Source organism: Nocardia sp. NPDC019323 (genome assembly GCF_044389845.1).
In the GTDB taxonomy this organism is placed as follows: Bacteria; Actinomycetota; Actinomycetes; order Mycobacteriales; family Mycobacteriaceae; genus Nocardia; species Nocardia implantans.
In genome coordinates, this window is the sequence record NZ_JBIRYN010000011.1 from 109,587 (window position 1) to 134,361 (window position 24,775).

Here is a 24,775-nt window from a genome sequence, read left to right on the forward strand (position 1 = left end):
AGCGGTAACCAGGGTGGCGGATCGGTTGCGCACGCGTCGCCGGTACACCGAGTTTCGGCGAGAGGATGCGGACTTGTCGCAGCGGAGGGGCACATCGGCGGCGTCGCGGGCGACCGGGTCCGGCGACCGGGCCTTCGGGCCGTTGCGCTCGCTCGCCGTGGCCGCCGCCGTCACCGTGCTGGTGCTCACCGGTTTCGCCTGGCACAGCGTCGACGGGCTGGTCGCGAACATCGAGCGACTCGGCGATCTCGGCCTGGGCGGCAGTCGCGACGGCGCGGTGGACATCCTGCTGGTCGGTGTGGACAGCCGCACCGACGCGCACGGCAATCCGCTCTCGGACGCCGAGCGCGCGATGCTGCACGCCGGCGACGAGGTGGGCACCAACACCGACACCATCGTCCTGCTGCGCGTGCCCAACGACGGACGCTCGGCCACCGCGATCTCGATTCCGCGCGATTCCTACGTCAACATTCCCGGCCTGGGGATGGGCAAGATCAACTCCGCCTACGGCGCGACGAAGGCGACCCAGTTCCAGAAGCTCCTCGACCAGGGGGCCGCCAACGACGAGGCGGAGCGGCAGTCCACTCAGGCGGGCAGACAGGCGCTGATCAAGACGGTGGCCGGGCTCACCGGCATCACCGTCGACCACTACGCCGAGGTGAGTCTGCTCGGCTTCGCGCTGCTCACCGACGCCGTCGGCGGAGTCGAGGTGTGTCTGAAGAACCCGGTCGACGAGTGGATGTCCGGCGCCAGGTTCCCCGCGGGACGGCAGCGGCTGGACGGCCCGCGGGCACTGAGTTTCGTGCGCCAGCGCCACGACCTGCCGCGCGGCGACATCGATCGCATCGTGCGCCAGCAGGTGTTCATGGCGCAGCTGGTGCAGCAGGTGCTCAGCGCGAAGACGCTGGGCAACCCGGCCAAGCTCCAGCAACTCAGCGAAGCGGTGGGGCGGACGATCGTGCTGGACGAGGACTGGGACGTGCTGGCCTTCCTGCAACGGTTGAAGGACCTGTCCGGCGGTCAGGTGAAATTCGAGACCATTCCGGTCGCCGACCTCAACGGCGAGACCGGCAACGGCGAATCGGTGGTCAAGGTCGAGCCCAAAGCGGTCAAGTCCTACGTCGCCTCGCTGGTCGGCGACAACCCCGCCCCGCGCAATGCCGAGACGGGCTTCGATCCCGCGACGGTGACGGTCAGCGTCTACAACGCGGGCGGCATCGGCGGGCTCGCGGCCGAGGTCGCGCAAGCGTTGAGCGCCAAGGGTTTTCGCCAAGGCACGGTGTCCAACTACACCGGCACTCGCGTCACCGGCAGCCGGGTGCTCGCGGCGGACACCGCGAGCCCGAAGGCGCAGGCGGTGGCCAAGGCGCTCGGCGGGCTGACGGTGCTCGCCGATCCGGCGCTGTCCCCGGATTCGGTGAGTGTCGTGCTGGCGAGCGACTATTCTGGTCCGGGCTCGTCGGCGAGCCGGATGTTCGATCTGTCCGGAACGTCGACCGCGGCCACACCAGTCCCGCCCGCTCCACCGATCGACGCAGGCCAGAACGGACCGAAATGCGTGAACTGAACCATGCGTGACATCGACCAGGCACATACGCTCACCGAAGCGGTACTCGATCCCATCCTCGCCCGCGAACCCGCAGGCCCGCGCGTCACCTACTACGACGACGCCACCGGCGCGCGCATCGAGCTGTCCGGCGCGACGCTGGCGAACTGGGCGGCCAAGACCGCCAATCTGATTCGCGACGAGTTCGGCCTGAGTCCCGGCGCGCGGGTCGCGGTCCTGCTGCCTGCGCACTGGCAGACCGCCGCGGTGTTGCTTGGCTGCTGGTGGGCGGGCACCGAGGTGGTGCTGCAGCCGGACCGGGACGCCGATCTGGCCCTGGTCACCCCCGACCGCCTGGACGAGGCCGACGGAGCGGGCGAGGTCGCCGCGCTGTCGCTGGACGCCATGGGTTCGCCGGTGCGCGACCTGCCGGTCGGCGTCACCGACTTCGCCACCTCGGTGCGCGTGCACGGCGACCAGTTCCTCCCGCGCGGCGCCGGCGTCGCGCTCGACGGCATGCCGGTCAAGGAGGTGCTCGCCGAGGCGCGGAAATCGGCCATGCGCCAGGGCTTCGCCGAAGGGGACCGGGTGCTGTCGAGCACGCCGTGGGACACCCCGGCCGAACTGATCGACGGATATCTCGCGGTGCTGGCCGCGGGCGCGTCGCTGGTGCAGGTGGTCAACCCCGATCCGGCGCTGCGTGAGCGGCGCATCGCTTCGGAGCGGGTGACCGCGCAGCGCGGCTGAGCCGCTCCTACCACGGTATAAGCGCCGGATCCGACCTGAGGACGTTCCACAACCGCGCACGGTTCCGTACGGTGGACTCATCGCCACGACGACGAGGTTGGACTATGAAGCCGCATTATTGGTTCCGCTGGTTGTCCGTGCAGGGCGCGCCTCGTCTCGTCCTGCGCACGCAGGCGCGCCGCGGTGATCCGTTCGCCGAACTGATGGCAGGCCAGGCCGGCTTCGACGACCCCTATCCGCTGATCGAGCGCTTGCGCGGCGAGACAAGGCTGCTGCGCACCCCGATCGCGTTCGCGACCTTCGACCACGAGCTGTGCCGCTCCATCCTGCGCGACAGCCGCTTCGGCGTGCGCACCACGGAGAGCTTCAACATCCCCAAGCCGTTGCGCAAGCTCGCCGAGCGTTTCCCGCTGCCGCCGAATCCGGTGGAGCCGCCGTCGATGCTGGTGATCGACCCGCCGGAACACACCGCGATGCGCAAACCGGTGGCATCGGCGTTCACCCCGCGCGCGATCCGCAGGCTGCGCGACCGCGTCGAGACGGTCACCGAGGAATTGCTGGACGGTCTGCCCTCCCACGGTTCCGCGGACCTGATCCACTCGTTCGCCTCCCAGGTGCCGATCGCCATCATCTCGGAGATGCTCGGCTTCCCGGACGAGGACAAGGCGCTGTTCCTGAACTGGGGCGACCAGATGACGCCCCTGCTCGACGTCGGTATCCCGTGGCGCGCGCACCGGAAGGCGATGCGGGCCATGGAGGTGATGAACGACTATCTCGACCGGCACATCGAGCGGTTGCGCCGCGAGCCGGGCGAGGACATCCTCAGCAGCCTGGTCACCGCGGGTGAGCTGGACTCCTACGCGCTCAAGGCCACCGCGAGCCTGCTCATGGGCGCAGGCTTCGAGACCACGGTCAACCTGATCGGCAACGGTGTCGCGCAGTTGCTGGCCCATCCGGATCAGCTGGAGCTGCTGCGCGAAGAGCCGGAGCTGTGGCCCAACGCCGTCGAGGAGATCCTGCGCTTCGACTCCCCGGTGCAGACCACGGCGCGCACCGCGCTGACCGACGTGGAGATCGACGGCGTCCCGGTGCGCGCGGGCAACACGGTGGTGCTGTCGCTGGCGGGCGCCAATCGCGATCCCGCGGTCTTCGCCGATCCAGGACGGTTCGACGTCGGGCGCGAGAACGCGAAGGATCACCTGTCGTTCAGCAGCGGCGTGCACGTCTGCCTGGGAGCGAGCCTGGCTCGGATGGAAGGCGTGTACGCGCTGCAAGCCCTGTTCGACCGGTTCCCCGACCTGCGCCTGGACGGACCGCTGCGGCGGCGCGCGTTGTTCACCCTGCACGGGTACGAGCGGATGCCGGTGCACCTCGGCCAGCGCGCGCAGGCCCCGGAGCCGGTCTGATCAGCCCGTGGTCTTCCACACGTAGCGGGTCTTCGGACGTCCGGCCCGGCCGTAGTCGGAGCGGCGGACGACCAATCCGTCATCGGCGAGCTTCTCCAGATAGCGCCATGCGGTGATGCGCGAGACCCCGATCGAGGTCGCGGTGTCCGCGGCGGTCACGCCCTCGGCCTCGGCCGCGCGCACGGCGCGGGAGATCTCGTCGAGAGTCTGCGGCGCGACGCCCTTGGGGGTCGTCGCGCGCTGGTCGGTGGTGCGCAGGGCGCTCAACGCCCGGTCGATGTCGTGCTGGGAGATGGCGCTCTCACCGGCCGGCAGCGCGGTGCGGAACTCGCGATAGCGGTCCAGCTTGTCGCGGAAGGCGGCGAAGGTGAACGGCTTCAGCAGATACAGCACGACGCCGTGCGACACCGCCGTGCGCACCATGGCCAGATCCCGCGCGGACGTGATCGCGATGACGTCCGGGCGCGGCGCGAGACCGGTCAGCGCGGCGGCGACGTCCAGGCCGCTGGCGTCAGGGAGACCGATGTCCATCAGCACCAGGTCGATCGGTGTGCCCTCGGCCGCCGCGTCGGCCGCCGCGCGCATCGCCTCGCGCCCGGTGTGGGCGATGCCGACGGGTGTGAATCCGGCGATGCGCTCCACATAGGCGCGGTGAGCCTCGGCGATCAGCGGCTCGTCCTCGACGATCAGCACACGGATCATCGTGCCTCCTTTCGTGGGATCGTCACGGTCACCGCGCTTTCGGGATCCCGTTCGGTGCGAATGCTTCCCCCGTGCCGGGCCACCAGCCGGTGGACCAGCGCGAGACCGAGCCCGTGGTGGTCGGCCTTGGTCGAATAGCCACGCTGGGACGCACGCGCGAACATCTCCGCCGACATCCCCGGACCGCTGTCGGCGACCCGGATGTAGAGCGTGGAACCGTCTCCCGCGTCCGCTCGCTGGTGGCGCAGCGTGACCTCCACCCAGCCGGACGTGCTGTCCGCCGCGGCATCGATCGCGTTGTCGACGAGATTGCCCACCAGCGTGACGGTTTCGTGCGGCGACAGCGGGTCCACCGAGTCGAGCGCGGTGTCGTCGGTGATGGTCAGCTCGATGCCGCGTTCGGCGGCCTGGTTCACCTTGCCGAGCAGCAGCGCGGCCAAGGCGGGCGCGCCCACCGCGGCGAACAGCCGATCGATCAGCGACTGGGACAACTCGAGTTCCGCGGTGGCGAACTCGACGGCCTCGCGGTGGCGGCCCAGCTCGACCATGGTGACCACGGTGTGCAACCGGTTGGCCGACTCGTGCGCCTGCGCCTGCAACGACGCGGCGAAGCTGCGCACCGAGTCGAGTTCGCCCATCACCGCTTGTAACTCGGTGTGATCGCGGATGGTCATCACGGTGCCGATCGCCCGGCCTTCCCATTCCACGGTGTCCTGGTTGACCAGCAGGATCCGGTCGGTGGTCACGTGCATCTCGTCGCGGACGGTGCCCCAGCTCATCCGTTGCAACGACAGCGGCAGGTCGCTGCGGCGCACCTCGCCCGGGGGCAGGTCGAGCAGGCGGCGCGCCTCGTCGTTGACCACTTCGGCGTCCTCGCCCGACGCGCCGAACACCACCAGGCCCTCGTGCACCGAGTGCAGCACGGCGTCGTGGTGCTCGTACATCGCGCGCAACTCGTCGGGCGCCAGGCCGTGCGTTTGCCGACGCAGCCTGCGGCTCAACAGGAACGAACCACCCGCGGCCAGCACCAGCCCGGCCCCAGCGACGCCGAGGATCACCGGGAACTGGGTGGCGACCTGGTCGCCGATCTTCGCGCGGGTCACCCCGGCGGAGACCAGGGCGACGATCCGCCCGTGGTCGTGCACCGGCGTCACCGCCCGGATGGACGGACCGAGCGTGCCGGTGAACGTCTCGGTGAAGGTCTCGCCCGCCAGCGCGCGATCGATGGTGCCGCTGAACGGCAGTCCGATCATCGCGGGGTTGGTGTGCGTGTAGCGGGTCCGGTCGGGCGCCATGACCACGATGAAATCCATGCCGGTCTCGTGCCGGATCTCCTCGGTCACCGGCTGCAGCAGCGCCGTCGGATCCGGACTGCGCAGCGCGTCGATGGTCGAGGGCGCGTCGGCCACGCTCACCGCGACGTCGGTGACCTCCCTGGTGGTGGTGACGTCGCTGTCGTGCCTGGCGTCCAGCACCGCGAGCACAACGCCGATCCCGATCATCAGCGCGAGCACGACCAACTGGAAGACGAACGCCTGCCCGGCGAGGGAGAGCCGACCGCGTCTCACAAGCTCTTCCTCCGCTGAACGTAATGCACCAAACAGTGACCGGGATCACCCGGCCGACCATCATTCTGCCTGGAAGGCGCGAGCCGCCTCGCGCCGGTACCTTTCGAAGGGAAATCCTCGCTATGAGCGACTCGACTCGAACGCGGCACGACCGCACCCATTGGCTGTATCTGGCCGTCATCGTGGCTGTGGTCGCCGGCGTCCTCGTCGGCTGGCTGGCGCCGGGCGTCGCGCAGTCGTTCGCTCCGCTGGGGACCATCTTCGTCAACCTCATCAAGATGATGATCGCTCCGGTCATCTTCTGCACCATCGTGCTCGGGATCGGCTCGGTGCGCGCCGCGGCCACCGTCGGCAAGGTCGGCGGGCTGGCCATCGGCTACTTCCTGGTCATGTCGACCATCGCGCTGGGAATCGGTCTCGTCGTCGGCAACCTGGTGCAACCGGGTACCGGACTGAATATCGCCACGTCGGCCAAAGCGGGTCACACGCTGGCCGATACCGCCCACAGCGCGGGCGGGACCTGGGAATTCATCCAGAACATCGTGCCGTCGACGCTACTGTCCTCGCTCACCACCGGCAACGTGCTGCAGGCGCTGTTCGTCGCGCTGCTGGTCGGATTCGCGGTGCAGGCCATGGGCGCGACGGGCGAGCCGATCCTGCGCGGCGTGGCGCTGCTGCAGAAACTCGTGTTCCGGATCCTGGTGATGATCCTGTGGCTGGCGCCGGTCGGCGCGTTCGGCGCGATCGCCAACGTGGTCGGCAAGACGGGTCTGGATGCCGTGGCGAAGCTGGGGACGCTGATGCTCGCGTTCTACCTCACCTGCGTGGTCTTCGTCTTCGGCGTGCTCGGCACGCTGCTGTGGGCCGTGTCCCGGGTGTCGATCTTCAAGCTGGTGCGCTACCTCGCGCGGGAGTACCTGCTGATCGTCGCGACCTCGTCGTCGGAATCGGCGCTGCCACGGCTGATCGCGAAGATGGACCACATGGGCGTCGAGCGCACCACCGTCGGCGTCGTGGTCCCGACGGGCTATTCATTCAATCTCGACGGCACCGCCATCTACCTGACCATGGCATCGCTGTTCATCGCGGAGGCGATGGGCAAGCCGCTGTCCATCGGGGAGCAACTCGGGCTGCTGGTGTTCATGATCGTCGCGTCCAAGGGCGCCGCCGGCGTCACCGGCGCCGGGCTGGCCACGCTGGCGGGCGGGTTGCAGAGTCATCGGCCCGAGTTGCTCGACGGCGTCGGCTTGATCGTCGGCATCGACCGCTTCATGTCCGAGGCGCGGGCGCTGACCAACTTCTCCGGCAACGCGGTCGCCACGGTGCTGATCGGCACCTGGACCAAGACCGTCGACGTGGACCGGGTGCGCGAGGTGCTCGATCGCGAACTTCCCTTCGACGAGCGGACCATGGTCGACGACGGCCACGGGACGCCGGCGCAGGCGCAGGAATCCGAGACCAAGGATCTGGTCGAGGCGTAGCGCGCGCACGACGAAGGGCTCGCGGGATCCGCGGGCCCTTCGTGATGTCCGGGGTCAGGCCGTCCATTTCTCCGGGTGCAGGTAATGCTGGGTGAGGGCGCTGGCATGGCCGTGCCCGAACCCGTGCTCGGTCTTCAGCCACTCGACCAGCTCCTTGTGCGAGCTCGAGCCGGTCTCGCGCATGGCGGCCTTCCATTCCTCGATGGAGCGGCCGTACTTGGCCTCGATGGAGGGGAAGTAGGACGCGGGGCCGTGCGGCTTGGTCGCCATTGGTCGATCTCCTTGCTCGTCGTGCGTTCGATGGTGCAGACGGGACGGATGCCGCGAAGTCATCGGATTGCCGGGAGAGTGACCGGGATCATGGTCGCCTGGAGTTGCCCGCACGGCCTGGCCACACTGCACCGGAACGGACGGCTGACCACGGAACCGCGAATTCGGCGCCTGACCCGGTGGTGGCGGAATGGCTCGCCGCCGTGGGCGCGGCGCGAGCCTGACGGCCGCGTCGGCGAGCCCGCCGCCGGTAGCGTGGGGGTATGGCTGATGTGGTGGTGGTCGGCTCCGGACCGAACGGCCTCGCCGCCGCGGTGATCCTGGCCCGCGCGGGGCTCGCCGTGGAGGTGTACGAGGCCGAGGCGACGGCAGGCGGTGGATCCCGTACGGCGGAACTGACTTTGCCCGGTTACCGGCACGACGTGTGCGCGGGCGCGCATCCGATGGCGGCGGCCGCGCCGCTGTTCCGCGCGTTCGACCTGACCGCGCACGGCGTGGAGTTGCTGGCCCCCGAGGTCTCCTACGCCCATCCGCTCGACGGCGGGGTGGCCGGGCTGGCCTGGCGAGACCTGGAACGGACGGTCGACGACCTCGGTCCCGACGGTCCGGCATGGCGCGAACTGTTCGCTCCGCTGGTGCGGCACTGGCCGGACGTGGTCGACCTCGCGATGTCGGATCTGCGCCGCATTCCGTCCGGGCTGGCGACCTCGATCCGTTTCGGCCTGCGCACCCTGGAGCAGGGCTCGCCGCTGTGGAACATCAGATTTCGTGACCAGGTCGCACCCGCCTTGCTGACCGGCATCGCCACGCACGCGATCATTCCCCCGCGCGCGATCACGGCCGCGGGCGCGGCGCTGCTGCTCGGCACGCTGGCCCACGTCGGAGGCTGGGTGATTCCGCGCGGCGGCAGTCAGGCGATCCCCGACGCGCTCATCGCCGAACTCGAACGTCTCGGCGGCCGGGTGCACACCGGTCATCGCGTCGACTCCATCGACGAGTTCGCCTGCGCCCGCGCCGTGCTGCTCGACCTCGCCCCGGCCGAACTACTGCGCATCGCCGGGCACCGGTTACCCGCGCGGTACGCGAAGCGGCTGCGGCGTTTCCGGTACGGCGGCGCCGCGTGCAAGATCGACTTCGCGCTCTCCGGGCCGGTGCCGTGGCGGGCCGACGGCTGCGAGCTCGCCGGAACGGTGCACGTGATCGGCACCCGCGCCGAGGCCATGGCCGCCGAGCACGCCGTGGCCATGGGAAAACACGCCGAACGGCCCTACGTGCTGTCCATCCAGCCCGGTGTGGTCGATCCAACGCGCGCGCCGGCGGGCGGCCACACCTTCTACACCTATGCCCACGTGCCCAACGGTTCCACCCGCGACGTGAGTGAGGAGGTGATCGGCCAAGTCGAGCGGTTCGCCCCGGGGTTCCGCGACCTGATCGTCGCGAAGAACGTGATCACAGCGGCGGAAATGCCCGCGCACAACGCCAACTACATCGGCGGCGACATCTCCGCGGGCGCGATGACGCTGCGCCAGTTCGCGTTCCGGCCCGCGCCACGCTGGAACCCCTATGCCACACCGATTCCCGGCGTCTATCTGTGCTCGTCCGCGACGCCGCCGGGTCCGGGAGTCCACGGCATGTGCGGGCTGCACGCCGCCCGGCACGCCCTGCACGACCGCTTCGACGTCCGCACCGACCCGCTCGATCTCCTGCGCGCCCCGGCGGTCCAGCACCGCTGAGCGCTGCCCGCGGTCGCCGGATCGTCAACTCTGGGCGGGCTGGGTGCGGTAGAGATCGGGTTCGAGGTAGATGACGCGCGCTGCGGGCACGGCGGTGCGAACGCGGGATTCGGCGTCGTCGATGGCGCCTGCGATCGCCGCGATGTCGAGGCCGGGAACGACGCCGACCTTCGCGGCCACGAGCAGTTCCTCGGGCCCGAGGTATTGCGTCTTGAGGTGGATCACCCGATCGATGCGGGTCTCGTCGATCAGGTTCGCGCGGATCAACCGGTTCTCCTGCGGCGTGGCGCCCTCGCCGATCAGCAGGCTCTGCATCTCCACGATCAGCACGATCGCGATGACGCCCAGCAGCCCGCCGATGGCCAGCGTGCCGATGCCGTCCCAGACCGGGTCGTCGGTGAGCATGGTCAGGCCGACGCCCGCGAACGCGAAGATCAGGCCGATCAGCGCGCCGGTGTCCTCCAGCAACACCACCGGCAGCTCGGGGCTGCGCGAATTGCGGATGAACCGCCACCAGCTCGCGTCCCCCTTCAGCGGCGCGGACTCGCGTATCGCCGTGGTGAAGCTGTAGGTCTCCAGCGCGATCGCGATCACGAGGATGACGACAGCCACGATCGGCGAACTCAGCTCCTCCGGATGCTGGATCTTGTGGATGCCCTCGTAGATGGCGTAACCCGACCCGAGGGTGAACAGCACCAGCGCCACGATGAACGAATAGAAGTAGCGGTTGCGCGCGTAGCCGAAGGGGTGCAGCTCGTCGGCTTCCTTCGCGGCGCGCCGCTGGCCCAGCAGCAACAGCCCCTGGTTGCCCGTGTCGGCCACGGAGTGCACGGCCTCGGCGAGCATCGACCCCGAGCCCGTGATCGCCGCACCGACGAACTTCGCCGCGGCGATCCCCGCGTTCGCGGTCAACGCCGCGACGATCGCCTTCTTGCCACCGCCAGCCGACATGGAAGCGTGTCCTCTCTGTTTTCGAGATACCAGCGAACAGACTAGGACACCCGGAAACCGGCGTTCCGGATCGGTCAGCCGATCGCGCCGACGGACGCGCAGAACAGCTGGACGGCACCGTCCACCGCCTGCGCGCGAATATCGGTGTCGGCGGCGGAGATCCACGCCGCCGCACCCCGGGTGAGCTCCAGCGACGAGTCGTTCCGCAACAGCCGCACCGTGCCCGCCGTGCACAGTACGATCGCCGGGCCCGCCGGGGTCAGCGGCACCCGCGCGGAACCGGCGACCAGATCGAAGCGGCGCAGCGCGAACTCCGACGTGGGCGTGCGATAGCGCACCGACCCGTCACCGGCGGGCTCGGGCAGCACCGCGGGCAAGTCGATCGGCTCGAAATCCAGCACGCGCAACAATTCCGGCACGTCGACGTGCTTGGGGGTGAGGCCGCCGCGCAGCACATTGTCGGAGTTGGCCATGATCTCCACGCCGACCCCGCGCAGGTAGGCGTGCAGATTCCCGGCCGCGAGGAACAATCCCTGGCCCGGCTCCAGGGTCACCCGGTTCAGCAGCAGCGCCGCAAGCACGCCCGCGTCGCCCGGGTAGGCCTCGGCCAATTCGAGCGTCGTGCGCGCCTCGGCCGTGAACTCGCGGGCGCCCTTGCCCGACAGATACCGCACGCAGCCGTCGAGCACCTCGGGCAGCAGCGTGGCCAGCACCTGCTGCGGCAGCGTGATCCACGTGGTGAACAGGGTGCGCAGGCCGGCCTTGTCCGGTTGCGCGGCAAGCAGTTCGCAGTAGGAGCGCAATCCGTCCACCGCCAGCGCGCGCAGCAACGCGACGGTGCGGTGCGGATCGCGGAAGCCGGCCAGCGCCTCCAGCCGGTCCAGCGCGACGATCAGCTCGGGTTTGTGGTTGTCGTCGCGGTAGTTGCGCAGTGGCGAGTTCAGCGGCACCTTCGCGCGGTTCTCCCGCTCGAAACCGGCCCGCGCCTGCTCCGTGCTCGGGTGGGCCTGCAGCGACAGCGGCTCCTCGGCGGCCAGGATCTTGAGCAGGAACGGCAGCTTCTCGCCGAATCGGGTTGCGACCCAGCCCAGTTCCCGGCTCGGGTCGGCGGCGATCAGTTCCTGCAGCGAGACGGCGTCGGTGCCGGCCTTCACGTACGCCGGATCGGCCGGGTGGGCGCCGAACCACAGTTCGGCCTCCGGATGCGCCGACGGCACCGGCCTGCCGCACAGCTGAGCGAGCGCGGTGCGCGAGCCCCAGGCATACGAGCGCAGCGCACCAACGAGTTCGTGCACTAGTAGCTTCCCCCGTACTGCTCCTGGCTGTCGGCCGGTGCGGTGCGCGAGCCGATCAGCCGCAGATAGGCGGCCGCCATCTCCAGTCGCAACGCGAGCACCGCGAGCTGTTCGAGTTCGGTGCCGTTGGCGGGCACGGCCTCTTCGGCATGGGTCTGCGCGGGCGCGGCCGGGTCGGTCATCTCCGTGTGCAGCAGGTCGACGTCGGCGTTCACCAGATCGGCGTCGACCATGCTCGCCGCCTCGCCGCCGAACACCGCGATGCGCCTGCGCGCGGCCGCCCGATCGCGATCGGCGCTGAGCACGAACACCCGGATGCGTTCCACGGGCGCGGGACCGTCCAGTTCCTCGTCGTGGAACAGCGGGTCGTAGCCGGGCGCGGATTCGCCCGCCGCCTCGGCCATCCTGGTCCGCGCGGCCACGGCTTCGGCCAGATCCACCGCGGTGGCGACCTTGCCCGCGGACTGCAGCAGTACCTCGGCGCCGTGCTCGGCCAGTTCGGCGGCGGCGGGCGAATCGCCCGCGAGCACCACGCCCCGCTGCTGCATCCGGGCGGCCAGCGTCTTGGCGGGGTTGTGGAAGACCTCGTTGTGCGGGCCGTCGCGCAGCGCCTCCGCGTCCAGCACGTCGGCCAGGTCGGCGAGTTCCGGGACCACGGCTCCGGTGCGCTGGGGGTCGACCGCGCGCAGGACCGCGATTCCGGCGGCCAGGAAGCGCAGCAGGCGGTTGTACCCGAGCACCTGCACCCGGGGTTCCAGCACGGCGGCGCGCCCTGCCGCGGCGGCGCGCAGCGGCCCCTCGTGCGGCGCGGCGACGACCACCTCGGCGCCGCGGCGCAGCGCCCGGTCGACGGCGTCGATCAGGCGCGGATCGCCCGCGTCATCGCCGGAGACCAGCACGACGTCCAGCGGCCCCACCCAAGGGGGCAAGGCGGCGGCGGGCACGACGGGCAGACCCGCCCGGTCGCCGAGCGCGGCCACGAGCAGTCCGGCGGCGCGTGCGGCACGCCCGGAACCGGAGACCAGCACCACGCTGCGCGGTCGCAGATCGGCCAATCGGGCCAGCGCGTCCTCACCGACGGCCGCCGCGGTGGCGCGGACCTGGGCGCCGCCGGAAGCGGCCGAGCGAAGGGCGCCGCCTGCGTCGGCGGCCTCGAGTGAAGCGGCATCGTCGAGGTCGAGCACCGGTGTTCCAGCGATCATCGGGCGTCCCACCTCCCCTCATCGCGCTGTGTCTTTTCCGCCCCCGCGCCCACCCGGTCCAGCTGCCACACCGAGACCGAGACGGACGAATCCAAGGCCTGTGATTCCACTATTCCAGTCAGGAGCGAACGATGCCCAGGATCTCGGTCACGAGTGCGTCTACTTCCTCCGCCGATCTGGCTTCGACGTTCAGCCGGAGCAACGGCTCGGTATTCGACGCGCGCAGGTTGAACCAGGCGTTGTCGGCCAATTGCACGGTCACCCCGTCCAGCCGGTCCACCGAATGCGCCCGGTCGGCGAAGGCGTCGACGACGGCCAGCGTCCGCTCCGCGGCGTCGGCCACGGTGGAGTTGATCTCCCCGGAAGCCGCGTAGGTGGCGTAGGACGCCATCAGCTCCGACACCGGCCGGTCCTTCTCACCCAGCGCGGCCAACACGTGCAACGCCGCCAGCATCCCGGAGTCGGCGCCCCAGAAGTCGCGGAAGTAGTAGTGCGCGGAGTGCTCGCCGCCGAACACCGCTCCGGTGGCGGCCATCTCCTGCTTGATGAACGAGTGCCCGACCCGCGTGCGCACCGGCGTTCCACCCAGCTCGTGCACCAGCTCCGGCACGGCGCGGGAGGTGATCAGATTGTGGATGATCACCGCGCCGGGCTCCTTGGCCAGTTCGCGCTCGGCCACCAGGGCGGTGATCGCCGAGGGGGACACCGGGTCGCCGTTCTCGTCCACGACGAAGCAGCGGTCGGCGTCGCCGTCGAACGCGAGGCCGATGTCCGCGCCGGACTCGCGCACCAGCTTCTGCAGGTCCACCAGGTTCGCCGGGTCCAGCGGGTTGGCCTCGTGGTTGGGGAAGGTGCCGTCCAGCTCGAAGTACAGCGGCACGATCGTCACCTGGGGCAGCGCGCCGAGCACCGCGGGCACGGTGTACCCGCCCATGCCGTTGCCCGCGTCCACCGCGATGGTGAGCGGGCGGATGCCGCCGAGATCGACCAGGCCGCGCAGGAAGTCGGCGTACTCGGTCAGCAGGTCGAGTTCGGTCGCGGTGCCGCGCTCGCCCGCGTACGCGGGCACGCCGTCGATCAGTTCGTTCTTGATGGTGGCCAGCCCGGTGTCCTGACCGACCGGAAGGGCCTTGGCGCGGCACAGTTTGATGCCGTTGTAGCGGGCCGGGTTGTGGCTGGCGGTGAACATGGCGCCGGGACAGTCCAGGCGGCCGGAGGCGAAGTACAGCTGGTCGGTCGAGGCCAGGCCGATGTGCACCACGTCGAGGCCCTGGCCGAGCGCGCCGTCGGCGAAGGCGGCCGACAGCTCGGGGGAGGAATCGCGCATGTCGTGCCCGATGACGATCCGGCGGGCGCCTTCGGCGCGCATCAGCCGCGCGAAGGACGCGCCGACGTCCCTGACGAATTCCGCGTCGATTTGGTCACCGACAACACCGCGAACGTCGTAGGCCTTGATCACCGCGTTCACGAATTCGGCAGAGCGGGCGACTGTCATGCCCAACACCCTAGTGGTTGCGCCGGACCGGTCCGACACCGTCCTGGTCCGATCAGGACGGCGGGTCGGGCAGCACGCGCAGATGGCCGCGGCGACCCGTGCGCGTGGTGCGCGGCGGCGGGGGAGCGTAGTCGCGATAGCCGCGCTGCTCGCGCTCGGGAGGGCGGCGGCGCAACCCCGCTTCCCGCACCGCCTCGGCGAGCGCGGTCAGATCATCGTCATCCGGTGTGCTGGAGGAGAACCCGCCTTCGTGGCGAACCAGTTCCCAGCCCTTCGGGGCGGTGATGCGTGAGCCGTGCGTTTCGCAGAGATCCCAGGAGTGCGGTTCGGCGACCGTCGCGAGTGGTCCGACGACTGCCGTCGAGTCGGAGTACACATAGGTGAGCGTCGCGACGGCCGGATTCTTGCAGCCTGGTCGGCAGCAACGACGCATGGGAATCACGCCGATGAGAGTAACCCCCCTGGCGCGTCGATGGGGACAGACACGCTTGAAGAATCTCGGTCCGTGCGTCGCGGAACGAGGGCAGCACGAGGTTCCGCGGGGCCACGACGTGCCCCGCGGTGAATCCGGACGTCACCCGGCGCCACGCGCGGGCGCCGATGTCCGCACGCGCGACGCCAGTGGTCGGTCATGGCATGCGCACCGGAGTACCCAGCCGGTGACCGCCTACACACGCTTGCCCCCAGCGCATTCGGGTGCCGCCGCCGCGCGGATGGGTGCGATTCACTCCGCTTCCGGATCGATCACGTCCGGATCGACGCCGAGGTAGGTCGCGACCTGCTGGACCAGCACTTCGCGCAGCAGATCGACGAGGTCGTCGGGGTCGCTGGCGCGCAACTCGAGCGGCTTGCGGAACAGCACCACCCTGGCCCTGGTCGCCGCGCCGTGCCGGTCGACGCCCGCCGGGATGAGCCGGGAGAGCGGAACCGGGCCGTCGGCGACGACCTCGTCCGGCCAGGTGACCGAATCGGGATGCAGCGGACGGATTTTCGGAACGTCGTCGACCGCGATGTCGAGCTTGGTGAGCCGGTCGTGCCAGCGGGAGTCCAAGGGGGCGAACGCCTCGAGCACCAGCCGGTCGAACTTCTGGCCTCTGGTCCGCCAGGCCGGCACGGTGGGTGGCAGCATCGGTCCGCGCACTCCGCGGCCGCGGCGGATCACCGACCGCGCGGTCGGCGGTCGACGCTTACGGGAACGTGCCATGAGAGAAAATCTAGGCCAGTCGGCTCCGGCCGTCCGCATCGAGGCGGTGGGAGATCTGTCGGCCGTGTCGCGCGTGCCCGGAGCGCCCCGGTGGACGGGCGGCTCCGGGCATCGCGGATGTCTGTCAGCCGATGCCGCGCTTGAGGCGGCGGCGCTCCCGCTCGGAGAGGCCGCCCCAGATGCCGAAGCGCTCATCGTGCGCGAGCGCGTATTCCAGGCACTCGTCGCGGACCTCGCAGCCCATGCAGATCCGCTTGGCCTCGCGGGTGGAGCCGCCCTTCTCGGGGAAGAACGCCTCCGGATCGGTCTGCGCGCACAGGGCGCGCTCCTGCCACTGCTCTTCGATGGATTCGAACATCTCGTCGAAGCCGGTCACGACCAGGCTGAGCCGAGGCGCCGTGACTCCGTCACCCCCCTCTTGGTCCTTCCAGCCGCCGTTATCTGCGCAGACGCCACGTGCTGCGCCTGCTGTGGAATCGGTCGGCGAGACCATCTCGTTGGCCATCGCTCCGCCTCCTCACTGTGTGTTAGCGCAGAATGATTCTTTCCGTCGGACCAACACGCGCACCGACGGCCATACCCCGCGACGTTGTCCCGCGGACGTCCCCGAGCTTGTCACACCGATGCGAACGTCTGTTCGAAAAGTCGTTCGCGCGTTGATCTCTCGCGCGAACCCGGAATGACATGACTGTGATTAGACACGCCGGACGCGTCGATGGTCAAGCCGCCGTCGCTATTCCGTTACTATCCGCAGCCGCATTCCGAGTCCCTCTTGTGATGTGCGATAGCAAATGTATAGCAAATTTGCCGCGAACGGGAGACTTCGCGTCAGCGCATAGGCTGTGCGGATGTGACTGGACAACAAGCGGACGCCACGCCCGCGAACGGACCCCGGATCGCCGTGCTGGTCGGCGGTGTCGGTGGCGCGCGTTTCCTTCAGGGCGTCCGGGAACTGCTGCCCGAGGCGGACGTCTCCGCGATCGTGAACGTCGGCGACGACGTCTGGATGCACGGGCTCAGGATCTGTCCCGACCTCGACACCTGCATGTATACGCTGGGCGGCGGCATAGACACCGAGCGCGGCTGGGGCCGGGTCGGCGAGACCTGGCACGCCAAGGAAGAGCTCGCGAAATATCACGCCCAGCCGGACTGGTTCGGCTTGGGGGACCGTGATATCGCCACGCATCTGATCCGCACCGAAATGTTGCGCGCCGGATACCGGCTCTCCACCGTCACCGAGGCGCTGTGCAACCGGTGGCAGCCCGGCGTGAAACTGATCCCGGCAACCGACGATCGCTGCGAAACGCATGTCGTGGTGTCCGATCCGGACAACCCTGGCGAACGGCGCGCGATCCATTTTCAAGAGTGGTGGGTTCGCTACCGCGCGAACATCGACACCCATGGATTCGCCACAATTGGCGCCGATGAAGCCAAACCTGCCCCAAATGTGATCGATATCATAGAATCCGCCGACGTGGTCCTGCTCGCGCCGTCCAACCCCGTCGTCAGCATCGGCGCCATCCTCGCCGTGCCCGGTATCAGGGGCGCGCTGCGCACCACCCCGGCGAAGGTGATCGGCGTGTCGGGAGTGATCGATGGCAAGCCGCTGCGCGGTATGGCCGACGAGTGCCTGTCGGTGATCGGGGTGGAGACGACGGCCGAGGCGATCGGCCGGTACTACGGCGCCCGCTCGGCCACGGGGATCCTGGACGGCTGGCTGATCCACAGCACCGACGCCGCCGATGTGCCGGGAGTCGAGGTGCGTAGCGTCCCGTTGTTGATGACCGACCCGCCGACCACCGCCGAGATGGTGCGTCAGGCGCTGGATCTCGCTGGAGTCGCCTTGTGAGCACACCGATCGACCACGCGGCAGGAGAACTGCGCATCCTGCCCGTCACCGGGCTGCCCGAATTCCGGCCCGGCGACGACATCGCCGAGCACATCGCCCGCTGCGCGCCCTGGCTGGCCGACGGCGACGTGCTCGTGGTCACCAGCAAGATCGTCGCCAAGGTCGAGGGACGCATCGTGGAAGCGCCGCTGGATCCGCAGGAGCGCGACGCGGTCCGGCGCAGTCTCGTCGACCAGGAGGCGGTGCGGGTGCTCGCGCGCAAGGGCCGCACCCTGATCACCGAGAACAAGCTCGGCATCGTGCAGGCCGCCTCCGGCGTGGACGGCTCGAACGTGGAGCGGGGCGAGCTGGTGCTGCTGCCCACCGACCCGGACGCCAGCGCCAAGGCGCTGCGCGCCGCGCTCGCCGACCGGCTGGGCGTGACGGTCGCGGTGGTCGTCACCGACACGATGGGCCGGGCCTGGCGCAACGGGCAGACCGACGCGGCCATCGGCGCCGCGGGCCTGCGGGTGCTGCACGATTACGCGGGCGCGGTCGACGGTCAGGGCAACGAGCTGTTCGTCACCCAGGTGGCCGTGGCCGACGAGCTGGCCGCCGCCGCGGACCTGGTCAAGGGCAAGCTCGGCGGCGTCCCGGTCGCCGTGGTGCGCGGGCTTCCGATCGTCGACGACGGATCCGGCGCCGCCGATCTGCTGCGCGGCGGCACCGACGACCTGTTCTGGCTCGGCACCGAGGAGGCCATCGAACGCGGGCGCAAGGAGGCCATCCTCCTGCGTCGCTCGGTCCGCCAGTTCTCCGACGCTCCGGTCGATCCCGAGCGGATCCGCTCGGCGGTGTCGGTCGCGCTGACCGCGCCCGCTCCGCACCACACCCGCCCGGTGCGGTTCGTGTGGCTGCGCACGCCGCAGCTGCGCACCCGGCTGCTCGAGGCGATGGCGGACAAGTGGCGCGCCGATCTGGCCGCCGACGGCCTGTCCCCGGAACGGATCGAGCGCCGGGTCGCGCGCGGCCGCATCCTGTTCGACGCGCCCGAGGTGATCATCCCGTTCTGCGTGCCCGACGGTGCGCACGACTATCCGGACGAGCGCAGGCGGGCCGATGAGCGCACCATGTTCACCGTCGCGGTGGGCGCGGCGGTGCAGGGCCTGCTGGTCGCCCTCGCCACCGAGGGCATCGGCAGCTGCTGGATCGGGTCGACGATCTTCGCGCCCGAGGTCACCCGGGACGTGCTCGGCGTGGCCGAGGACTGGAGTCCGCTTGGCGCCGTCGCCATCGGTCATCCGCTCGAGGAGCTGACCCCGCGGCAGCCGGCGAGTGCGGGCTCGGGGCTGGTCGAGCTGTGAAGCGCCGCGATTCGGCGGCGGTGGGGAAGCGGCTCCGGTGAGCGCGGAATCACTGCGCGCTTCGGCCACCGACCTGCTCGAGACGTGGCGCCCGGGCACGGATCCGGAGCGATCGCTGCGTGAGGCGATGCTGGCATTCCTCGGTTCGGCGCCGCGTGGTTGCCTGCGCGAGCACGCGCCGGGCCACATCACCGCCTCCGCGGTCGTGTTCTCCCACGACGGTCGCGAGGTGCTGCTCACTCTGCACCCGCGGGTCGGGCGCTGGATCCAGCTCGGCGGCCACTGCGAAGAGCGGGACGAGACGGTCGCGGACGCCGCGTTGCGCGAGGCCACCGAGGAGTCCGGCATCGCGGGCCTGCGGCTGGAACCGGGACTGTACGGCGCCCAAGCGCATCCCATCACCTGCTCCCTCGGCGTTCCGACCAGACACCTGGACCTCCTGTTCCGCATCACCGCCCCCGCGGGCGCGCTCCCGGTGCGAAGTCACGAATCCACCGACCTGCGCTGGTGGCCGGTGCACGCCTTGCCCGCCGACGCCGACGTGCTGTTGCGCTGAGTCGGCCACCCGACGAGCCCCGGCCGGAGTCCCCTCCGGCCGGGGCTTTCTCGTTCTCTCGCCGCGTGGTTTACAAATTGCCGCATTTGTCTAGACAAGCGACAAATGTCCGTCTATCGTCCACAAGTGAGGTAATGCACGTCACATGTGGCGTGCTCTTCGGGAATGGAGACGACGATGTCGACGCACGCCGACGCGTCCGCCCAGCCGGTCGAGGTACCGGCGTGGCGGGATCGCAAGCGCTATATGTGGCTGTGGGGTCTGTTCGCCCCGGCCGGCCTGTTCCTCATCGGCCTGCCGCTGATCTGGGGACTCAACGAGTTGGGCTGGCATCGCCTCGCGCAGGTGCCGTTCTGGCTCGGGCCGATCCTGGTCTACGTGCTGATCCCGATCGCGGACATCTTCTTCGGCCCGGACGGCGACAACCCGCCCGACGAGGTGATGGAGTACCTGGAGAACGACAAGTACTACCGCTACCTCACCTACCTGTACCTGCCCTTCCAATACGCCACGCTGGTGATGGCGGCCTACCTGATCACCGCCGACGACGTGAGCTGGCTCGGCATCGACGGCGGGCTGCACGTGGTGGACAAGATCGGACTGGCGATCACCGTCGGCATGATCGGCGGCATCGGCATCAACACCGCGCACGAGCTCGGCCACAAGAAGGTGGACCTGGAGCGCTGGCTGTCGCGGATCGCGCTGGCCCAGTCCTGCTACGGGCACTTCTACATCGAGCACAACCGCGGCCATCACGTGCGGGTCGCGACGCCGGAGGACCCGGCGAGTTCCCGTGTGGGCGAGACGTTCTGGGCCTTCTGGCCGCGCACCGTGTGGGGCAGCCTGAAGTCGTCCTGGCAGTTGGAGAAGGTGCGGCTGGACCGGCTCGGCAAGAAGCCGTGGAGCCTGCGCAACGAAGTGCTCAGCGCCTGGCTGATGTCGGCGGTGCTGTTCGCGGTCTTGATCGCGGTGTTCGGCATCGAGCTGCTGCCGTATCTGATCCTGCAGGCCGTGGTGGGCTTCAGCCTGCTGGAGGCGGTCAACTACCTGGAGCACTACGGCCTGGTGCGGCAGCGCACGGCGAGCGGCCGGTACGAGCGCCCCGCCCCGGTGCACAGCTGGAACAGCGACCACATCGTCACCAACATCTTCCTGTACCACCTGCAGCGGCACAGCGACCACCACGCCTACCCGACCCGGCGCTACCAGACGTTGCGCAGCTGGGACGGCGCCCCCAACCTGCCCAGCGGCTACGCCAGCATGATCCTGCTCGCCTACTTCCCGCCGCTGTGGCGTCGCGTCATGGACAAGCGCGTGCTCGCGCACTACGGCGGCGACATCACCCGGGCCAACATCGATCCCGGCAAGCGGGAGAAGGTGCTGGCGCGCTACGGCGCGCGGAAGGCTGCCGAAGGGGACGAGGCATGAGCGCGTATCGCTGCCCCGTCTGCGACTACGTCTTCGACGAGGCGAAAGGCGCTCCGCACGAGGGCTTCCCGCCGGGCACCCGGTGGGAGACGGTGCCGGATGATTGGTGCTGCCCGGATTGCGGCGTGCGGGAGAAGATCGATTTCGAGCCGATAGGGGCAAGGAAATGACCGAGTACAAGCTGTATCAGTGCATCCAGTGCGGCTTCGAATACGACGAAGCCGAGGGCTGGCCGGAGGACGGCATCGCGCCGGGCACCCGCTGGGACGACATCCCCGACGACTGGACCTGTCCGGACTGCGGCGCCGCCAAGGCGGATTTCTACATGGTCGAAATCGAACGGTCGTGAGATTTTGACTGCGGCGGGCGCCCGTGACAGTGTCGCGGGTATGCCGCGCACCGGAACCAGGATTTCCTACCAGGAGGCCGCGCGGGACCTGCTGCGGACGTCGGTGCTGGACGCGATGCGCGAGCTGCTCACCGAGCGGGACTGGTCCAAGATCACCCTCGGTGACGTCGCGGCCAGGGCGGGGGTGAGCAGGCAGACGCTGTACAACGAGTTCGGCTCCCGCGCAGGCCTCACCCAGGCCTACGCCCTGCGCCTGGCCGACTTCCTGGTCGATCATGTGGACGCCGCCATCAACGGCAATGTCGGTGACGTCCGCGCCGCGTTCCGCGACGGTATGGCGAACTTCTTCTTCGACGCGGCGTCCGACCCGCTGGTGCAGTCGTTGGTCGCGGGTGAGGTGAAGCTGGATCTGCTGCGCCTGATCACTCTGGACGCGGGACCGTTGCTGGAGCACGCGACCGAACGTCTCTCGCGCGCCTTCCAGCACAGCTGGGTGGCTTCGACGGCGGCCGAATCGGACGTCATCGCGCACGCGCTGGTGCGGATCGCCCTCAGCTACATCCCTACTCCGCCCGGCCCTGGCCGCGACGCGCCCGCGGAATTGAGCGCGCTGCTGAGTCCCTACGTCGAAGCGATCCTCGCCGCGCGCGTGCAAAGCTGAGCCCGAATGAGCAACCGGCTCGTGACTGGCGCACATGCAGCACATTGAAAACAGACTGTGCGGCTTGTAATAGCGATCACGTCTCAACCCACGGCTTGGTTGTAACAGACAACAAGTCAAGAAGTATTCTCAGGCGACGGTGTTCGGGTCTTCTTCGAGTGGGGCAAAAGTGCAAACGGTTGGCAAATCGATGGGATCGCCCGATCCCAAGCGCCATCTGTGGGTTCTCGGCTTGCTTCCGCCCGCGTCGGCATTGCTGCCGTCGCAGCTGGTGCTGCACACCGGCCTGGACGTCTTCTGGTGGATCGGCCCGATCATCGTGCTGATCGCCATTCCGCTGCTGGACTGGTCGATCGGCGTCGACGGCACCAATCCGAAGGACGAGGACTACGAGCGGCTCTCCAACGACCGGTACTACCGGTGGTGCACCTATCTGATGCTGCCCGTGCAGCTGATCGGCTTGGTGATCGCGAGCTACATGTGGGCCGGCGACGAGCTGAGCGTGGTCGACAAGCTCGGCCTCGCCGCCACCCTCGGATTCGTCAGCGGCATCGGCATCAACGCCGCCCACGAACTCGGGCACCGGGTCGAGCGAATGGAGCGCTGGCTGGCCAAGATCGCGCTCGCGCAGTCCGGTTACGGGCACTTCTTCGTCGAGCACAACCGCGGCCACCACGTGCGGGTGGCGACTCCCGAGGACCCGGCCAGCGCTCGTCTCGGCGAGTCGCTGTGGGAGTTCTTGCCGCGCAGCGTGTCTGGCAGTTTCCGCTCGGCCATCGCCCTGGAGCGGGAGCGCCTCGCGCGCAAGGGCACGGGCTGGTGGAGCGTGCACAACCACATCCTGCAGGCCTGGTCGATGACGCTCGTGCTGTTCGGCGGCCTGGTCGCGGCGTTCGGCTATCAGGTGCTGCCGTGGCTGCTGCTGCAAGCCGTGATCGGTTTCGGTCTGCTGGAGACGGTGAACTACGTCGAGCACTACGGCCTGCTGCGGGCCCGCCGCCCGGACGGCAGGTACGCCCGCTGCTCGCCGCGCGACAGCTGGAACAGCGACCATCTGGTCACCAACATCTTCCTGTTCCACTTGCAGCGGCACAGCGATCACCATGCCAACCCGGGCCGCCGCTACCAGACGCTGCGCACCTCCGAGCAGGCTCCGCAACTGCCCGCAGGCTACGCCGCCATGATCGTGCTCGCCGCCATTCCGCCGCTGTGGCGGCGGGTGATGGACGCCCGCGTCCTCGCCCACTACGGCGGCGACATCACCCTGGCGAACGTCCAGCCGCGGAAGCGGCGCCGCTTGCTGGCGGCTCGCGGCGTCCCGGCGGGAGCCGAGCCGGAGGCCGGTCCGCGTCTGGGAGGGACGGCCGCGTAGACCGGGCCGGGTCGTGAGCGACTAGCCTTGCCTCGGTACTTGCCGAACCAGGAGAGGCTGATGACCACCTCAGAACTTCCCGCACGCACGTCGTTGACCGCCGATGTCCGCAACGGCATCGACTACAAGGTGGCGGATCTGTCGCTGGCCGATTTCGGCCGCAAAGAGATCCGTCTGGCCGAACACGAGATGCCCGGTCTGATGGCGCTGCGCCGTGAGTACGCCGAGGTGCGGCCGCTGCAGGGCGCGCGCATCTCCGGCTCGCTGCACATGACCGTGCAGACCGCGGTGCTGATCGAGACCCTGACCAGCCTCGGCGCCGAGGTTCGCTGGGCCTCCTGCAACATCTTCTCCACCCAGGACCACGCGGCCGCCGCCGTGGTCGTCGGCCCCAACGGCACCGTCGACGAGCCGAATGGCACCCCGGTGTTCGCCTGGAAGGGCGAGACCCTGGAGGAGTACTGGTGGGCCGCCGAGCAGATGCTCACCTGGCCGGGCGAGCCGGCCAACATGATCCTCGACGACGGCGGCGACGCCACCATGCTCGTGCTGCGCGGCGCGCAGTTCGAGAAGGCCGGCGTGGTGCCGCCGGAGGACGAGAACCACTCGGCCGAGTACAAGGTGTTCCTGAACCTGCTGCGCGAGCGCTTCGAGTCCGACCGAGGCAAGTGGACGAAGATCGCCGAATCGGTGCGCGGCGTCACCGAGGAGACCACCACCGGCGTGCTGCGGCTCTACCAGTTCGCGGCGGCGGGCGAGCTGGTGTTCCCGGCGATCAACGTCAACGACTCGGTCACCAAGAGCAAGTTCGACAACAAGTACGGCACCCGCCACTCGCTGATCGACGGCATCAACCGCGGCACCGACGTGCTCATCGGCGGCAAGAAGGTATTGATCTGCGGCTACGGCGATGTCGGCAAGGGCTGCGCGGAATCGCTTGCCGGACAGGGCGCCCGGGTGCAGGTCACCGAGATCGACCCGATCAACGCGCTGCAGGCGCTGATGGACGGCTACGACGTGGTGACCGTGGAGAAGGCGATCGGCGATGCCGACATCGTCATCACCGCGACCGGCAACAAGGACATCATCACCCTCGAGCACATGAGGGCGATGAAGGACCAGGCCATCCTCGGCAACATCGGTCACTTCGACAACGAGATCGACATGGCCGCGCTGGAGCGTTCCGGCGCAACGAAATTGAACATCAAGCCGCAGGTCGACCTGTGGACGTTCAAGGAGACCGGCCGCTCGATCCTGGTGCTGTCGGAGGGTCGTCTGCTCAACCTCGGCAACGCGACCGGCCACCCGTCGTTCGTGATGTCCAACAGCTTCTCCAACCAGGTGATCGCGCAGATCGAGCTGTGGACGAAGCCGGAGGAGTACGACAACGAGGTCTACCGGCTGCCGAAGCACCTGGACGAGAAGGTCGCCCGCATCCACGTCGAGGCGCTCGGCGGCGAGCTGACCAAGCTCACCAAGGACCAGGCCGAGTACATCGGCGTCGATGTCGAGGGCCCGTACAAGCCGGAGCACTACCGCTACTGAGCCCGCGTAACCACCGGGGTCGCCGGCGCCTGAAGGTGTCGGCGACCTCCGGGGTCGCGTGCGGTGCCATGG

Annotated in this window: 24 protein-coding genes; 14 read left to right on the forward strand and 10 right to left on the reverse strand. The window is 69.3% G+C overall.

Annotated features, from left to right (window positions below; all coding sequences use genetic code 11):
* Positions 1-142: 142 nt before the first annotated feature.
* The 3 genes from ACH49X_RS29805 (at position 143) to ACH49X_RS29815 (ending at position 3,699) form a co-directional block, all read left to right on the forward strand.
* Positions 143-1,567: an LCP family protein gene (locus ACH49X_RS29805; protein WP_195082149.1), complete on the forward strand. Its 1,425-nt coding sequence runs from the start codon at positions 143-145 to the stop codon at positions 1,565-1,567.
* Between the two features lie 3 nt (positions 1,568-1,570).
* Complete coding sequence (locus tag ACH49X_RS29810; protein WP_195082045.1) at positions 1,571-2,293, forward strand: TIGR03089 family protein; 723 nt, start codon at positions 1,571-1,573, stop codon at positions 2,291-2,293.
* Between the two features lie 104 nt (positions 2,294-2,397).
* Positions 2,398-3,699 carry a cytochrome P450 gene (locus ACH49X_RS29815; RefSeq protein WP_195082044.1) on the forward strand — a complete coding sequence of 434 codons (1,302 nt, stop codon included), beginning with the start codon at positions 2,398-2,400 and terminating at the stop codon, positions 3,697-3,699.
* On the opposite strand, the gene ACH49X_RS29820 is transcribed toward ACH49X_RS29815, so the two are convergent.
* Complete coding sequence (locus tag ACH49X_RS29820; RefSeq protein WP_195082043.1) at positions 3,700-4,401, reverse strand: response regulator; 702 nt, start codon at positions 4,399-4,401, stop codon at positions 3,700-3,702. It abuts the gene before it with no gap.
* Positions 4,398-5,969: an ATP-binding protein gene (locus ACH49X_RS29825; RefSeq protein WP_397071454.1), complete on the reverse strand. Its 1,572-nt coding sequence runs from the start codon at positions 5,967-5,969 to the stop codon at positions 4,398-4,400. The genes ACH49X_RS29820 and ACH49X_RS29825 overlap by 4 nt, the downstream gene beginning before the upstream one ends.
* A 122-nt stretch (positions 5,970-6,091) precedes the next feature.
* On the opposite strand from ACH49X_RS29825, the gene ACH49X_RS29830 reads away from it, so the two are divergent.
* Entirely contained in the window at positions 6,092-7,450 is a 1,359-nt protein-coding gene (locus ACH49X_RS29830) for a cation:dicarboxylate symporter family transporter (RefSeq protein WP_195082042.1), read from the forward strand.
* Positions 7,451-7,504: 54 nt separating this feature from the next.
* Here ACH49X_RS29830 and ACH49X_RS29835 read toward each other — a convergent pair whose 3' ends face one another.
* Positions 7,505-7,720, reverse strand: a complete 216-nt coding sequence (locus ACH49X_RS29835) for a DUF4287 domain-containing protein (RefSeq protein WP_195082041.1) — start codon at positions 7,718-7,720, stop codon at positions 7,505-7,507.
* Positions 7,721-7,983: 263 nt separating this feature from the next.
* Here ACH49X_RS29835 and ACH49X_RS29840 point away from each other — a divergent pair, with 263 nt between their 5' ends.
* Entirely contained in the window at positions 7,984-9,453 is a 1,470-nt protein-coding gene (locus ACH49X_RS29840; RefSeq protein ID WP_195082040.1) for an NAD(P)/FAD-dependent oxidoreductase, read from the forward strand.
* Positions 9,454-9,477: 24 nt separating this feature from the next.
* Here ACH49X_RS29840 and ACH49X_RS29845 read toward each other — a convergent pair whose 3' ends face one another.
* The 7 genes from ACH49X_RS29845 to ACH49X_RS29875 all read right to left on the reverse strand — a co-directional run bounded on the left by ACH49X_RS29845 (position 9,478) and on the right by ACH49X_RS29875 (position 15,958).
* Complete coding sequence (locus ACH49X_RS29845) at positions 9,478-10,404, reverse strand: cation diffusion facilitator family transporter (RefSeq protein WP_195082039.1); 927 nt, start codon at positions 10,402-10,404, stop codon at positions 9,478-9,480.
* Between the two features lie 74 nt (positions 10,405-10,478).
* Positions 10,479-11,699: a mannose-6-phosphate isomerase, class I gene (gene manA / locus ACH49X_RS29850; RefSeq protein ID WP_195082038.1), complete on the reverse strand. Its 1,221-nt coding sequence runs from the start codon at positions 11,697-11,699 to the stop codon at positions 10,479-10,481.
* On the reverse strand, positions 11,699-12,901 hold the full coding sequence (locus ACH49X_RS29855; protein WP_195082037.1) for a tobH protein: 1,203 nt from the start codon (positions 12,899-12,901) through the stop codon (positions 11,699-11,701). Before ACH49X_RS29855 ends, manA begins: the two co-directional genes overlap by 1 nt.
* A gap of 118 nt (positions 12,902-13,019) precedes the next feature.
* The gene (locus ACH49X_RS29860) at positions 13,020-14,396 is read right to left on the reverse strand and encodes a phosphomannomutase/phosphoglucomutase (RefSeq protein WP_195082036.1); all 1,377 of its coding nucleotides are present in this window, start codon (positions 14,394-14,396) and stop codon (positions 13,020-13,022) included.
* A gap of 52 nt (positions 14,397-14,448) precedes the next feature.
* Entirely contained in the window at positions 14,449-14,829 is a 381-nt protein-coding gene (locus tag ACH49X_RS29865; RefSeq protein ID WP_039800382.1) for a DUF3499 domain-containing protein, read from the reverse strand.
* Positions 14,830-15,120: 291 nt separating this feature from the next.
* Positions 15,121-15,600, reverse strand: coding sequence for a metallopeptidase family protein (locus ACH49X_RS29870; protein WP_168434228.1), 480 nt, complete (start codon positions 15,598-15,600; stop codon positions 15,121-15,123).
* 124 nt (positions 15,601-15,724) lie between these two features.
* Positions 15,725-15,958, reverse strand: coding sequence for a WhiB family transcriptional regulator (locus tag ACH49X_RS29875; protein WP_029901515.1), 234 nt, complete (start codon positions 15,956-15,958; stop codon positions 15,725-15,727).
* Positions 15,959-16,450: 492 nt separating this feature from the next.
* On the opposite strand from ACH49X_RS29875, the gene cofD reads away from it, so the two are divergent.
* The 9 genes from cofD to ahcY all read left to right on the forward strand — a co-directional run bounded on the left by cofD (position 16,451) and on the right by ahcY (position 24,703).
* Positions 16,451-17,449: a 2-phospho-L-lactate transferase gene (gene cofD, locus ACH49X_RS29880; RefSeq protein ID WP_397071459.1), complete on the forward strand. Its 999-nt coding sequence runs from the start codon at positions 16,451-16,453 to the stop codon at positions 17,447-17,449.
* The gene (locus ACH49X_RS29885) at positions 17,446-18,792 is read left to right on the forward strand and encodes a coenzyme F420-0:L-glutamate ligase (RefSeq protein ID WP_357207839.1); all 1,347 of its coding nucleotides are present in this window, start codon (positions 17,446-17,448) and stop codon (positions 18,790-18,792) included. Before cofD ends, ACH49X_RS29885 begins: the two co-directional genes overlap by 4 nt.
* 37 nt (positions 18,793-18,829) lie before the next feature.
* Positions 18,830-19,348 (forward strand): NUDIX domain-containing protein, encoded by a 519-nt coding sequence (locus ACH49X_RS29890; protein WP_357112839.1) that lies wholly within the window; start codon positions 18,830-18,832, stop codon positions 19,346-19,348.
* A 177-nt stretch (positions 19,349-19,525) separates the two neighbouring features.
* Positions 19,526-20,776 carry an alkane 1-monooxygenase gene (locus tag ACH49X_RS29895; protein WP_195082033.1) on the forward strand — a complete coding sequence of 417 codons (1,251 nt, stop codon included), beginning with the start codon at positions 19,526-19,528 and terminating at the stop codon, positions 20,774-20,776.
* Positions 20,773-20,946, forward strand: a complete 174-nt coding sequence (locus tag ACH49X_RS29900) for a rubredoxin (protein ID WP_195082032.1) — start codon at positions 20,773-20,775, stop codon at positions 20,944-20,946. The genes ACH49X_RS29895 and ACH49X_RS29900 overlap by 4 nt, the downstream gene beginning before the upstream one ends.
* Positions 20,943-21,125: a rubredoxin gene (locus tag ACH49X_RS29905; RefSeq protein WP_043730863.1), complete on the forward strand. Its 183-nt coding sequence runs from the start codon at positions 20,943-20,945 to the stop codon at positions 21,123-21,125. Before ACH49X_RS29900 ends, ACH49X_RS29905 begins: the two co-directional genes overlap by 4 nt.
* Positions 21,126-21,165: 40 nt before the next feature.
* Positions 21,166-21,786: a TetR/AcrR family transcriptional regulator gene (locus tag ACH49X_RS29910; protein ID WP_195082031.1), complete on the forward strand. Its 621-nt coding sequence runs from the start codon at positions 21,166-21,168 to the stop codon at positions 21,784-21,786.
* Between the two features lie 190 nt (positions 21,787-21,976).
* Positions 21,977-23,158: an alkane 1-monooxygenase gene (locus tag ACH49X_RS29915; RefSeq protein WP_195082030.1), complete on the forward strand. Its 1,182-nt coding sequence runs from the start codon at positions 21,977-21,979 to the stop codon at positions 23,156-23,158.
* A gap of 60 nt (positions 23,159-23,218) precedes the next feature.
* The gene (gene ahcY / locus ACH49X_RS29920) at positions 23,219-24,703 is read left to right on the forward strand and encodes an adenosylhomocysteinase (protein ID WP_357207842.1); all 1,485 of its coding nucleotides are present in this window, start codon (positions 23,219-23,221) and stop codon (positions 24,701-24,703) included.
* The last annotated feature ends 72 nt before the right edge of the window (positions 24,704-24,775 follow it).